Source organism: Aeromonas sp. 603079 (assembly GCF_049172135.1).
Lineage (GTDB): Bacteria > Pseudomonadota > Gammaproteobacteria > Enterobacterales > Aeromonadaceae > Aeromonas > Aeromonas veronii.
Genome location: NZ_JAAKPX010000001.1, coordinates 106,457 through 119,179 on the forward strand (window position 1 = coordinate 106,457; position 12,723 = coordinate 119,179).

At 59.4% G+C, this 12,723-nt stretch carries 13 protein-coding genes; 9 read left to right on the forward strand and 4 right to left on the reverse strand.

What is annotated here, in order from left to right:
• Window positions 1-451 precede the first annotated feature (451 nt).
• From frdA to frdD, 4 genes are read left to right on the forward strand one after another with little or no spacing between them, the layout of a single operon-like run.
• Window positions 452-2,236, forward strand: a complete 1,785-nt coding sequence (gene frdA / locus G5287_RS00440; protein WP_005335056.1) for a fumarate reductase (quinol) flavoprotein subunit — start codon at window positions 452-454, stop codon at window positions 2,234-2,236.
• Window positions 2,229-2,963, forward strand: coding sequence for a succinate dehydrogenase/fumarate reductase iron-sulfur subunit (locus G5287_RS00445; RefSeq protein WP_421230608.1), 735 nt, complete (start codon window positions 2,229-2,231; stop codon window positions 2,961-2,963). The genes frdA and G5287_RS00445 overlap by 8 nt, the downstream gene beginning before the upstream one ends.
• A gap of 16 nt (window positions 2,964-2,979) precedes the next feature.
• Window positions 2,980-3,378: a fumarate reductase gene (locus G5287_RS00450; RefSeq protein WP_033112664.1), complete on the forward strand. Its 399-nt coding sequence runs from the start codon at window positions 2,980-2,982 to the stop codon at window positions 3,376-3,378.
• A 10-nt stretch (window positions 3,379-3,388) separates the two neighbouring features.
• Window positions 3,389-3,745: a fumarate reductase subunit FrdD gene (gene frdD / locus G5287_RS00455; protein WP_040098079.1), complete on the forward strand. Its 357-nt coding sequence runs from the start codon at window positions 3,389-3,391 to the stop codon at window positions 3,743-3,745.
• A 123-nt stretch (window positions 3,746-3,868) separates the two neighbouring features.
• Here the strand turns inward: frdD and G5287_RS00460 are convergent, their stop codons facing one another.
• The 3 genes from G5287_RS00460 to G5287_RS00470 all read right to left on the reverse strand — a co-directional run bounded on the left by G5287_RS00460 (window position 3,869) and on the right by G5287_RS00470 (window position 6,637).
• Complete coding sequence (locus G5287_RS00460; RefSeq protein ID WP_041234336.1) at window positions 3,869-4,654, reverse strand: substrate-binding periplasmic protein; 786 nt, start codon at window positions 4,652-4,654, stop codon at window positions 3,869-3,871.
• Window positions 4,655-4,709: 55 nt separating this feature from the next.
• Complete coding sequence (locus tag G5287_RS00465; protein WP_421230609.1) at window positions 4,710-5,936, reverse strand: winged helix-turn-helix domain-containing protein; 1,227 nt, start codon at window positions 5,934-5,936, stop codon at window positions 4,710-4,712.
• 107 nt (window positions 5,937-6,043) lie between these two features.
• Window positions 6,044-6,637, reverse strand: a complete 594-nt coding sequence (locus G5287_RS00470; RefSeq protein WP_005335070.1) for a TetR/AcrR family transcriptional regulator — start codon at window positions 6,635-6,637, stop codon at window positions 6,044-6,046.
• An 84-nt stretch (window positions 6,638-6,721) separates the two neighbouring features.
• Between G5287_RS00470 and G5287_RS00475 the strand changes: the two genes are divergently transcribed.
• Window positions 6,722-7,645: an ABC transporter six-transmembrane domain-containing protein gene (locus tag G5287_RS00475; protein ID WP_201904880.1), complete on the forward strand. Its 924-nt coding sequence runs from the start codon at window positions 6,722-6,724 to the stop codon at window positions 7,643-7,645.
• Window positions 7,646-7,673: 28 nt separating this feature from the next.
• On the forward strand, window positions 7,674-9,062 hold the full coding sequence (locus G5287_RS00480) for an NAD(P)/FAD-dependent oxidoreductase (protein ID WP_421230610.1): 1,389 nt from the start codon (window positions 7,674-7,676) through the stop codon (window positions 9,060-9,062).
• Window positions 9,063-9,103: 41 nt separating this feature from the next.
• Here the strand turns inward: G5287_RS00480 and G5287_RS00485 are convergent, their stop codons facing one another.
• Entirely contained in the window at window positions 9,104-9,751 is a 648-nt protein-coding gene (locus tag G5287_RS00485; protein WP_368152268.1) for a class I SAM-dependent methyltransferase, read from the reverse strand.
• 144 nt (window positions 9,752-9,895) lie between these two features.
• Here G5287_RS00485 and G5287_RS00490 point away from each other — a divergent pair, with 144 nt between their 5' ends.
• Genes G5287_RS00490 through G5287_RS00500 form a run of 3 tightly spaced genes read left to right on the forward strand, consistent with a single transcriptional unit; the run spans window position 9,896 to window position 12,713 of the window.
• Window positions 9,896-10,570 (forward strand): thermostable hemolysin, encoded by a 675-nt coding sequence (locus G5287_RS00490; RefSeq protein WP_139463518.1) that lies wholly within the window; start codon window positions 9,896-9,898, stop codon window positions 10,568-10,570.
• Complete coding sequence (locus G5287_RS00495) at window positions 10,567-12,063, forward strand: AMP-dependent synthetase/ligase (protein ID WP_421230611.1); 1,497 nt, start codon at window positions 10,567-10,569, stop codon at window positions 12,061-12,063. Before G5287_RS00490 ends, G5287_RS00495 begins: the two co-directional genes overlap by 4 nt.
• Window positions 12,060-12,713: a TenA family transcriptional regulator gene (locus tag G5287_RS00500; RefSeq protein ID WP_421230612.1), complete on the forward strand. Its 654-nt coding sequence runs from the start codon at window positions 12,060-12,062 to the stop codon at window positions 12,711-12,713. Before G5287_RS00495 ends, G5287_RS00500 begins: the two co-directional genes overlap by 4 nt.
• The last annotated feature ends 10 nt before the right edge of the window (window positions 12,714-12,723 follow it).

Here is a 12,723-nt window from a genome sequence, read left to right on the forward strand (position 1 = left end):
CAGTGAGTAATCTCACATTACCCGCCAAATACCCCGCCTTGAAATCCTTGTGATTCGTCTGGGATTATCAGATCACCGCCGTGGTCACCGCAGCATTTCGGATTAACTATTTCTATCCGAACAAGTAAATGCCAATAATTCTCATTAAAAAATTACAATAAAAAACTTAAAATTTTTTTCGCGAGTACCTAAAAAGAGAGGTGATTCGCATTTTATTGAAAGAAAACTACGTACAATCCAGAAGTTAAAGTACTCGTAGCTAGGTGTTCAACTGCTCAGTAACACCAAAAAATGACGATAATAACGACATTTTCATCCAGGGATTTGGGTGTTTTATAGAAAAATAACCAATAAAAAGGGAATAAAACCTAGCAGTTTGACTTGCATCAAGCCTGAATTTTTTTCATAGAGCAAAATCGTGCCCAGCAAATCTATCCCTAAGGAGGCAGATGTGGATATTATCAAGACCGATGTGGCCATCATCGGTGCTGGCGGTACCGGCTTACGCGCCGCTATCGCTATAGCCGAATCACAGCCAGACCTGGACATCGCCCTGATTTCCAAGGTTTACCCGATGCGCAGCCACACGGTTGCTGCCGAAGGCGGCGCCGCCGGTGTCGTCCGTGATGACGACTCCCTCGAAAACCACTTCAACGACACCGTCTCCGGTGGTGACTGGCTGTGCGAGCAGGACGTAGTGGAATACTTCGTCAACAACGCGACCAAAGAGATGATCCAGCTGGAACACTGGGGTTGCCCCTGGAGCCGCAAGCCGGATGGCAAAGCCAACGTGCGTCCGTTTGGTGGCATGAAGGTTCCCCGTACCTGGTTCGCCGCAGACAAGTCCGGTTTCCATATTCTGCACACCCTGTTCCAGACCTCCGTCAAATACCCGAGCATCAAGCGCTTCGACGAGCATTTCTGTCTTGATCTGATCGTGGACGACGGCCGCGTTCAGGGCGTACTGACCTTCGACATCCAGAACGGTATCACCCGCTTCATCCAGGCCAAATCCGTGATCGTGGCAACCGGCGGCGCTGGCCGTGTCTATCGCTACAACACCAACGGTGGCATCGTCACCGGCGACGGCATGGCACTGGCCTACCGTCACGGCGTACCGCTGCGTGATATGGAGTTCGTCCAATATCACCCGACCGGTCTGCCGGGCACCGGCATCCTGATGACCGAAGGTTGTCGTGGTGAGGGTGGCGTCCTGCTGAACAAGGATGGCTACCGCTACTTGCAAGACTACGGCTTGGGCCCGGAAACCCCGATCGGCCAGCCGAAGAGCAAATACATGGAGCTGGGTCCGCGCGACCGTGTTTCCCAGGCATTCTGGCAAGAGCAGCAGAAAGGCCGCGTCATTCAGGGCCCGATGGGCGATGTGGTTCACCTCGACCTGCGTCACCTTGGCGAGAAGTACCTGAAAGAGCGTCTGCCGTTCATCTGCGAACTGGCCAAAGCCTACGTCAACGTGGATCCGGCCAAAGAGCCTATCCCGGTACGTCCGACTGCCCACTACACCATGGGTGGTATCGAGACTGACAACAAGTGTGCCACCCGTCTGCCCGGCCTCTACGCCGCGGGCGAATGTGCCTCCGTCGGTCTGCACGGTGCCAACCGTCTGGGTTCCAACTCCCTGTCCGAGATCGTGGTATTCGGCAAGCTGGCCGGTGAGCAGGCTGGTGAATTTGCCAAGACTCAGAAGCATGGCAATACCGAAGCGCTGGCCGCCAAGGCCGAGGCGCTCATCAAGCAGCACCTCTCCCTGATGGACGTAGACGGTACTGAAAACCCGGCAGACATCCGCAACGAACTGGGCATGTCCATGGAAGCCGGTGTCGGTATCTACCGTACCGAAGAGCTGATGCAGGGCACCATCGACAAGATCAACGAGCTGAAAGCCCGTTACAAGAAGGTCAAGATCAACGACAAGTCCTCTGTCTTCAACACCGATCTGCTGTACGCCATCGAACTGGGTTACATGCTGGACGTGGCTGAAGCCATGGCGCACTCCGCCATCAATCGTAAAGAGTCCCGCGGTTCCCACCAGCGTCTGGATGGTTACGAAGAGCGCGATGACGTGAACTTCCTCAAGCACACGCTCTCGTTCTACAAAAATGGCGAAACGCCCTCCATCGATTACTCCGATGTGAAGATCACTAAGTCCCAGCCGGCAAAACGCGTGTACGGCTCCGAGGGTGAGAAACAAGACGAGGCTAAGAAGAATGGCTGAGATGATTGAAATTGAGATCCTGCGCTACCGTCCGGAACAGGATAACGAGCCCTGGATGCAAACCTTCCAGGTGCCATACCAGAGAGAGATGTCTCTGCTGGACGCCCTGCAGTACATCAAGGATCACCTGGACTCTACCCTGAGCTTCCGCTGGTCCTGCCGGATGGCGATCTGCGGCTCTTGCGGCATGATGGTCAACGGTGTGCCCAAGCTGGGTTGCAAGGCGTTCCTGCGCGACTACCTGCCGGGCAAGATGACCGTCGAGCCGCTCAACAACTTCCCGATCGAGCGCGATCTGGTGGTCGACATGTCCGACTTCATCGAGAAGCTGGAGAGCATCAAGCCGTACATCATCCCGAGCGAGCCGCGCAACCTGTGCGATGGCGAGTACATCCAGACTCCGGCCCAGATGGCGAAGTACAAGCAGTTCTCCCAGTGCATCAACTGTGGTCTCTGCTACGCGGCCTGCCCGCAGTACGGCATCAACAAGAAGTTCACCGGTCCGGCGGCACTGGCTCTGGCCTATCGCTACAACGTCGACAACCGTGATGCCGGTGCCAAAGAGCGTATGCGCATCATCAGCCAGGACGAAGGCGTCTGGGGCTGTACCTTCGTGGGCTACTGCTCCGAAGTGTGCCCGAAGGGCGTCGATCCGGCAGCGGCCATCCAGCTTGGCAAGGTAGAGAGTGCCAAGGACTACATGATCGCCATGTTCAAGCCAGATTGAGAGCAGGATTGAGACCATGAACAACACTGAAAGCAAACGTAAACCTTACGTCCGCGAAATGAAGAAAGACTGGTGGCTGAAGAACGCCTTCTACACCGGTTACATGATCCGCGAAGGCACCAGTATCTTCGTCTCCATCTACGCTGTTGTGCTGATGTGGGGTCTGATGCGTCTGGTACAGGGTCAGGAAGCGTTCAACGGCTGGCTGGAATCCCTGCAAAGCCCGATCGCCATCCTGTTCCATGTGATTGCGCTGGCAGCCTGCCTGTTCCACGCCAAGACCTGGTTCGCACTGGCGCCGAAAGCCATGCGTATCTTCCGTGGTGAAGACCTGGTGCCGGAGAAACCGATCGTCATCGCCCAGTATGTGGCGCTGGCTGTGGTATCCCTGCTTGTCCTGATCATCGTGGCCTGAGGAGAAAACAATGAGACGTTCTGACGAGCCAATTTACTGGGGTCTGTTTGGTGCGGGTGGCATGGTCGTTGCCATGCTGCTGCCGGTCATTGTCCTCATCACCGGTCTGCTGGTGCCCATGGGCATCATGGACGTGGAAACTATGAGCTATGACCGCGTGCACGCGTTTGCCAGCTCCTGGTGGGGTGCCTGCATCCTGCTGGTGATCATCGCCCTGCCCATCTGGCACGGCATGCACCGTATCTACCACGGTCTGCACGATCTGGGGATCCACACCACCAAGCTGCACCACTATGTGTTCTATGGCTTTGCCTTCCTGGTATCTGCCATTACCGTCGGCCTGCTGATGGTACTGGTACTCCAGTAATCACATCTGACTGATAGACCAAACCGGGCACTCTGCCCGGTTTTTTTATCCTCCTGAACAGCTGAAAAGGGCCAGCAAGATTGCTCAGGCTGGCCCTTTTCAGCTGCATTTCCTGATGAGCACCTACTCCATCGGCGGCAAGAAACGGCGCATCACCTCGTCGGCATGCCCTCCTTCCTGAAACGCCACCAGAGCCTGATTGAGGTTATTCACCAGCTCGTGAGCGCGGGGGGAGCCCTTGCTGACCAGCAGGTAAAACTGCTTTCGGCTGGGCAAGACGAGGTTGAGCAATCCACTCTCGCTCTGGTAAATCCCGAGACTGATGCCACTCACCAGTGGTTCAATTTCGCTTGGCAGAAAATCGCAGCGATCCCGCTCCAGCATATCGAGCGCCTGCTGTAACTGCCTCACCCTGCGTGGCTCCTGTGCCAAACCGTAGGGGGTGTAATTATAGCCAATCACCCCGCACACACGTGAGCGATTGACCATCTGTAAATCTGGTGCGTCGGGGAAGCGACGCTTGAGATAGAAAAAGCCGAGGCGGGTGTAATAGAGAGGAACGCTGTAGAAAGCAAACTCGGCCCGCTCCGGTTTGTAACTGGCATCCCAGGTCAACTCGCACAGACCATTCTGGCGATAGTCTGCCAGCTCCTGCTGGACCCGCGCCCAGGGAAGATAGCGGATCTGATATGACAATCCGCTCTTTTCCAATGCATCGAGCACGAGTGTGGTCGCCGAACCGGTCAGACGGCTGGTATCGGGCACCCCGTCCTTGCGCTCCCAGTAGGTAAAGGGAGCCCACTCGTTGCCCTCCCCCAAACAGATCCGTACCACAGGTCCTTGTGCCCATAGCACGGGGGAGAGGCTAGCCAGCACAAGCCCAGTCAACCATGTCACCGCTCGTTTCATCTCCCGCTCCCGAACTGTTTTCTCCTCTTGCAGCTTAGTCCAGAAGGGATAGCGCTCATTCGTCAATAACACTTTCATGCCATAACGCCAGCAAATTGGCCGGAATGGCACCATAACGAAGCTGCGGGGTCTGGTGCCAATCAGCCAGCTTGTGCAGGGCTTTCACCAGATCCTGTGCAAGCGTGCGGGTCACTCTCACCCCGACTTCCAGATAGAGACTCTTGATCTCGAAGATCCCCTGCTGGCGATGGGCCTTGGCATCCATTCTGCCCACCAGCTTGCCGCGATGGAGCAAGGGCAACACAAAGTAGCCATACTGGCGCTTGGGGGCCGGGGTATAGCACTCGATGCGATAGTCGAAGTTGAACAGTTCACTGGCCCGTTTGCGATCCCACACCAGCGGGTCGAACGGCGACAAGGCCGTAGTATGGGTTGCCTTGAGACGGCCCTCCTTGACCTGCACCAGCTCATCGGCCAGAGATGCGTGCACAAAGGCATCGTGCTGCCACCCCTCCACCCGAACCGGCAGCAGCTCACCTTCGTCCGCCAGCAGATGGAGCAGGACATCATATTTGCCGCGCCGCAGCCGATAGTAGTCCGCAACCCAGCCGGTTTTGACCAGCCCCAGCGCACGGCAACTGGCACGCACCATATCCCGCTGCGCCTCTGCAACACTCGGCAGATGCAGCTGGTCGCTCCATTCGGGAATGACCCGCTCGGCCAAGTCATAGACCCGCTGAAAATTGCGCCGCTCCCGCACCATCAACTGACCGGTGATAAACAACACCTCCAGATGGCGTTTCTCGGGCTTCCAGTCCCACCAGCCATTCCCCTTGCCTGTTGTGCGCTCAAAGTCGATCGCCCGCACTGGACCATGGTCACGAATGCGCTCGATAAGCTGGTCAATCTCCTGCTGATGGGTTGCAAGCCAGTTGGCCGAAAACTTCCAGCCCATGGCCGCGGGGTCGAGCATCCGGTGGCGCAACAGCCGGTAATCCTCGCGGGGTACAAAACAGGCCTCGTGAGCCCAATATTCGAAGATCTCGCCGTCGGCCAGCAACTGCTCCAGCCAGCTCGGTTCGTACTGGCCAAGCCGGCTAAAGAGCACCAGATAGGGGCTGCGGGCAACCACCGAGATGGTATCAATCTGCAGCAACGCCATTCGGCGAATGGTGGCCAGCAGATTGGCCGGGGTCGCCTTGCTGCGACGGGGGACGAGCAGCCCCTGCGCCGCCAGCTGCAGATGACGGGCATCTTGCAGTGACAAATGGGTAATCGACATCAACAACCGCTCCCTGGTATCTGACCATCGCACGCCCGACGGATAGCCAACAAAACCGGGGGAGGTACCACGCTGGCATGCCTCCCCTCCCTTGTGTGCCAGCGCCGCTATGAGTGGGCCGGGGGCAAGACCAGCTGATTGACCACCAGCATGATCTCTTGATAAGTGGCCTCTACCGTCTCGGGGGTCGGCTCCAGAATAAGGTCATCGGCATAGCCGTTGATGAGCGAGGTGATCTGGCGCGCCAGTCGCCGGGCATCGCCCGCCACAAACTCGCCGCTGTCGATCCCCTTTTGCAGGATCTGCTCCAGCACCTCGCGCCAGGCCAGAATGATTTTGCGGTAGCTCTCGGCAAACACAGGGTCGCGCAGTGACTCGTTCCAGGCATCGAGGTAGATGGCCCAGGAGGCATCCTGACTGGTCGGCAGGTTGTCCCGTACAAAGAGCGGCAACGCTTCGCGGGCCGGCAGCGGCAACAGCCACTCCCGCTGCTCGGCTATCTCCTGATAGGTGAAACGCTCCACGGCGCAGAGGCAGAGCTCCTTCCAATCCTTGAAGTAGTGGTAGACGTGGCTGCGCGCCAGACCGGTGCGCTCGGCAATATCACGGGTTGACGATGCCGCCATCCCCTTTTCTCGAAACAGGGCCAATACGGCCTCGATGATCATCTCTTTGCGCTGTTCTGCTGATGGGCGTGCCATCTGACCTCCTGCGATATCCATCGTTCTGCTTGACTTTGAGCACTCGCTCAAACTTAGCGTTTCCGACATCTTAGGAGATAACCCATGACAACACCAACCACTTCGGCAGCCAGTTGCGACGAGCAGGCCACGCCGTTGCCACACTCGGCCGGTCGTTCGCTGGGGGCGATTGCGCGGGCCAATCCCCTCAAGCTGGCGGGCACCTTCTCGCTGGTGGCCCTCGAAAACATCCTGCTGGTGGTCTATCCCCTGTTCGCCGGTTTTGCCATCGACGCCATCGTCAAGGGCCAGTGGTGGCAGGCTTCAAGCTACGCCCTGATCGTGCTGCTGTTCTGGCTCATCGGCGCCCTGCGCCGGGCGGTCGATACCCGCACCTTTACCCATATCTATGCGGCACTGGCGGTGCCGGTGATCCTGACCCAGCGCCAGCAGCAGGAGGGGCAATCCACCATAGTGGCGCGGGTCACCCTGGCGCGGGAGTTTGTCGACTTCTTCGAGAAACATATCCCGATCCTGGCCACCAGCCTGATCTCCATCGTCGGGGCGGCCGTGATGCTGATGGTGATCGAGTTCTGGGTCGGCATCGCCTGCATGGGGGTATTGCTGCTGTTCGGCCTGCTGCTGCCCGGCTTTTCGCGCAAGAACCAGCTGCTGCACGAGCGGCTCAACGATCGACTGGAACACGAGGTCAAACTGGTCACCCATGCCCAATCAACCAGCCTCGCCCGCCACTACCGCGCGCTGGCCTGGCTCCGAATCCGGATTTCGGATCGGGAGGCACTCGCTTTTCTGGCGGTCGGCATCAGCGCCTCCCTGCTGTTCCTGCTGGCCATCACCATGCTGATGGCCCAACCCCAGGTCTCGGCAGGCCATGTCTATGCTGTGATGACCTACCTCTGGAACTTTGTCACCAGCCTGGATGAGGGGCCCGGTCTTGCCGATCAGCTGGCCCGGCTGCGAGACATAGGCCGCCGGGTCAATACCGCCCAACCCGATGAAATGATTTGATATTTTGTATCTGTAACCGGAGTAGAAGATGAATCCGACCACCCTTTGCCAACGAGCGTTGACCATGTGCATCAGCTGTTTTTTCCTCGCCGCCTGCGGCCCCAAGATGAGCGACTTTGAGCCCAACACCAGCTACTGGTTCAAGGAGAAACCGGCAGAGGAGAGTGCCCCGCTGGCGCAAGACCTGAAGGTGGATATCGCCATCATAGGCGGCGGCTACAGCGGCCTCTCCAGCGCCTGGCATCTGGCCAAAGCCAATCCGTCGCTCAAGATCGCCATCTTCGAGGCCAAGCAGGTGGGCAGCGGCGCCTCGGGCCGCAACGGCGGCATGGTGTTGCCGGGCTCCGAGGTGATGGATCTCGACGAAGAGGGGGAAGCGAGCAAGCGCCATTACGACCTCACCGTCGCCAGCATGCGCAAGCTGCAGGCGCTGGTGGCCTCAACCGGCGTCGAGACCGACCTCAAGCTCGATGGCTATGTGGAGGCGATCCTCGATGAGGAGGATATCGCCGAGTACCGCGACTATGTAAAAACCGCCAATCGCCTCGGCATCCCGCTCCAGTACTGGAACGCCGATACCACCGAAGAGAAACTGGGCACCGACCGCTACGTGGGGGCGGTCTACGACCCCAATGGTGGTCAGGTTCACGCCATGAAACTGGTCAATGCCCTGCGCAAGGCGGTGGAGCAGGCGGGCGTCACCATCTATGAGCAGAGCCCGGTGCTGGGGATCAAGGAGGGCAAGCAGATCGAGCTCAATGTAGCCGACAAGTACAAGGTGACCGCCGACAGCATAGTGCTGGCGACCAACGGCTATACCTCAAAACTTGGCTACTTCAGCGGGCGAGTATTTCCGGTGCACGCCCAGAGCGCCGTCACCGAGCCGCTTACCAAAAAACAGCTGGCCGCCATCCAGTGGCAGAGTCGGGTGCCCTACTACGACACCCGCAACATCCTGTTCCATCTGGTATTGACCCCGGATAACCGCATCGTCATCGGTGGCGGCAATGCCGAGTACGTCTTCAACGACGGCCTCAACTACAAGGGCGATCTTAACCGGGTCAGCGAAATGATGATGACCGAGCTGGTGACCCTCTATCCGGCCCTCAAGGGGATCAAGTATGAGCAGGTATGGGACGGGGTGCTCGGCATGACCGGCGACAGCACCGAAGCGGTGGGGGTAATGGGGGATCACAAGAACATCTACTACGCTCTCGGCTACAACGGCCACGGCATCAACCTCTCCTTCCTGTTTGGCGACATCGTGGCCAGCCTCTATCAGGGCAAGGAGCATCCCTGGTTCAACCACGCGGAGCAGACGCTGCCGATGTGGCTGCCGCCAGAGCCGTTCAAGTCAATCGGCGTCAAATCTGCCCTGATGTACTACCAGTGGCAGGACAAGGGCTACAAGGAGTAGCGCCGGGCAAGAATCCGACGAGTAACAGACGAAGGCACGCCTCAGGGCGTGCCTTTTTGCAATACCGCCACATCGGCGTGGGGGAAACTGAGTTCGGCCTGCCAGCGAGCGGCCAACACCTGAAACGATGCCTCGGCAAAGAAGACGATGTGGGTCGGGTCGTGGCGATAGCGCCAGTTTTTAAACCGCTCGTCACTGAGCACCCGCTGGGTCTGCAGCACCAGCAGGCCACCGGGCTTGAGGCAATCCCACAACTGCGCCAGCACCGTGCGCGGCTCGGCGATATGCTCGATCACCTCGGTACTGGTGATGAAGTCATACTGACGCGTCAGCAACTCGGGAAAATCGGCGTAGAACTTGTCATACCCCGCCATCTGGTAACCCGCCTCACGCCCCATCGCCACCAGCGCTGGGCCAGGACCGCAGCCAAAATCGAGGCCGCAGGCAGGGGTTGGCACCCGACTCAGTACCTCGCCAAATGCCCGCATCAGAAAGGTGCGATAACGGGGATCATCCACCCGATTGTCGTGACCGTCATAGACCGCCTTCTCCGCCGCCTCATCCAGATGATCCGCCTCATCCAGCCAGACCAGCTCGCACGCCAGGCAGCGATGATAGCGCTTGCCCGCCACCGGCAGGGGATAACTGCGATGGCTGGCACACAGGGGGCAGCTGACGGTGGATGACATGGCGGTTCCTCTTGGGGGCTTCCTGTTGGATAACAGCGGCGCAGATTGCCTGCCCGCTGCCTCGCTGACAACTTTTTTTGCTCCTTAAGGGTTTCTTAAGTTTGCCCTTTTACTCTCAAACCATCGCAAGAGAAGGAGTCACCCATGACCATCGAGATCCAGGCCCCCTACCGATTGCTGCTAGCCAAGTCCCCGCAGCAGGTCATGGCGCTGCAAACCTATATCCAGGCAGCCTATACCCTCGAGTTCAACGCCCGCATCCCCCATTTCCTCCCCTGTCTGCTGGGGCTCTATCGGGCGGACGGGACGCTGGTCGGTGCCTGTGGTCTCAATCATGCCAGTGAGGGGCCTCTCTATCTGGAACAGTATCTGGAGCAACCCATCGAGGCCGCCATCAATACCCGCCTCGGAGTCTATCCGGCACGCAACCGCATTATCGAAGTGGGCAATCTGGCCTGCAGCGAACCGGGCAATGCCCGCCTGATGTTCGCGGCCCTGTGTCGTCTGCTATGTGAAAACGCCCTCGACTACGTGGTCTTTACCGGCACAGCCAAGCTGCGCAACAGCTTTGCCCGCCTGCAACTCAATCCGGTGGAGCTGGCCCCCGCACAGGCCCATCAGGTGGGAGCCGACGCCGATGCCTGGGGTGAGTACTACCGCTGCCAACCCAAGGTGATGGTGGGTGACATCAATCAGGGGCGCGAGGTGCTCGCCCAGCGCAGCCTGCTGCTCAATCTGCTGGCCCCCATGCCGACCCTGTTTGACGAGACCAGCAAGAGCAGTGATAACCAGACCCATCAAAAAAGGTGCGCCCAATGAGCCTGTTCGACGCCATCGCCAAACATGCCCACGAGGATCCGCAATCCCCTGCGCTGCTGAGCAGCCAGCAGCGTCTCGATTACCAGACCCTGTGGCAACAGATCCAGCGTCTGGCCAGCCAGCTGCAACAGCTCGACATCAGCCGTCTGGCGCTGCAACTGGACAACGGCCTGCCCTGGGCGCTGCTGGATCTCGCTTGCACCCGTGCCGGTATCGTGGTCATTCCGGTGCCCCACTTCTTCAGTCAGGCCCAGCAGGCCTGGTTGCTGGAGAGCAGCGGCGCCGATGCGCTGGTGGGGCCATATCATCAGGGGTGGCATGCCGCCGAGCCGCTCTCGCTGATCACCGGCGAGCTGCCGCTCTGGCGCTATATCCCGGCCAATCGACCGGCGCTTCCCAAGGGCACTGCCAAGATCACCTACACCTCCGGCACCACGGGCCAGCCCAAGGGCGTCTGCCTGTTACTGACCCAGATGATGGCGGTAAGCCATGCGCTGGCCGAGCGGGTCGCGCCAGCCAAGGTGGAAAAACACCTCACCCTGCTGCCGCTGGCGACCCTGCTTGAGAACATCACCGGCCTCTATGTACCGCTGCTGACCGGCGCCTGCAGCCGCATTCCGTCCCTCGGGGAGCTCGGTTTCACCGGTTCCAGTTCGCTCAATCCAGCCATGCTGGGGGAGGCCCTGCTGCGCTGGTCGACCCACAGTCTGGTGCTGGTGCCCGAACTGCTGCGCCTGCTACTGGCGCTCTGCATCAGCACCCCAACGCTGGCCCAACAGCTCAAGAGCCTGCGCTTTATTGCCGTCGGTGGCGGCAAGGTGGCCCCCGACCTGATCAAACATGCCCGCCAGCTCGGCCTGCCGGTGTATGAGGGATATGGCCTCTCGGAGTGTGGCTCCGTGGTGGCGCTCAACAGCCCGGATGCTGACAAGCCCGGCAGCGTCGGCCGCCCCCTGCCCCACTGTCAGGTCACCATCGCCAGCGACGGCGAAATTATGGTGAGCGGCAGTGCCATGCTGGGCTATCTCGGCAGCAACGAACCGACTCCCGAACAGATCGCCACTGGCGAACCTTCTGCCATGCAGATCGCCACAGGCGATCTGGGTCATCTCGATGATGAGGGCTACCTCCATATCACCGGGCGCAAGAAGAATGTCCAGATCACCGCCTTTGGCCGCAACTTCTCCCCCGAGTGGGTGGAAGCCGAGGCCCAGCTCTGCCCCGCCATCGCCCGCATCGTGGTGTTTGGCGATGGCCAGCCTGCCAACGTGGCGCTGATCCAGCCCCTGCCGGGCAAAGAGGCGGATCTGCCCCACCAGATCGCCGGTCTGAACCAGCGGCTGCCCGATTATGCCCGGCTGCACCACTGGTTGCCGGTGGCGCTGGATCAACATCCCGGGCTGCTGACCGCCAACGGGCGCCCCCGTCGCAACGAGATTTACCAACACTTTTCCCGGCAAATCAGCCAATGCCTTACAGGAGAATCGTCATGAGCTTCTACCAGACTCTGCAACAAGCCACTGCCAGTGAGCGTGAGCATCTGTTCAACGCCCCCATTATCGAAGCCTGTCGCCGTGGCGATATCAGCCGTGACACCTATCTCGCCTTTCTGGCGCAGGCCTACTACCACGTGCGCCACACAGTTCCGCTCCTGATGGCCACCGGCGGCAAGCTGGGTCAGGAGTACGAGTGGGTGCGCGGCGCCATTGCCGAATACATCGACGAGGAGTATGGCCATCAGGAGTGGATCTTAAGCGATATCCGCGCCTGTGGCGGTGATGCCGAGGCGGTGCGCCACGGCCAGCCCGGGCTGTCCATCGAGCTGATGGTCGCCTTCCTCTACGACCAGATCCAGCGCGGCAACCCCATGGGCTTCTTCGGCATGGTACAGGTGCTGGAAGGCACCAGCGTGGCCATCGCCCTCACCGTCGCCGACCAGCTGAAAAAGGGCCTCGGCCTGCCACCCCAGGCGATGAGCTACCTGAGCTCCCACGGCGCCCTGGATCAGGAGCACCTCAAGTTCTTTGAATCCCTGATGGATCGGGTCGAGAGCCCGGCGGATCAAGCCGCCATCATTCACGGGGCCAAGGTGGTTTATCGTCTCTATGGCGAGATGCTCTACAACCTCACAGCCACTGTATAAGTTGGCAGCA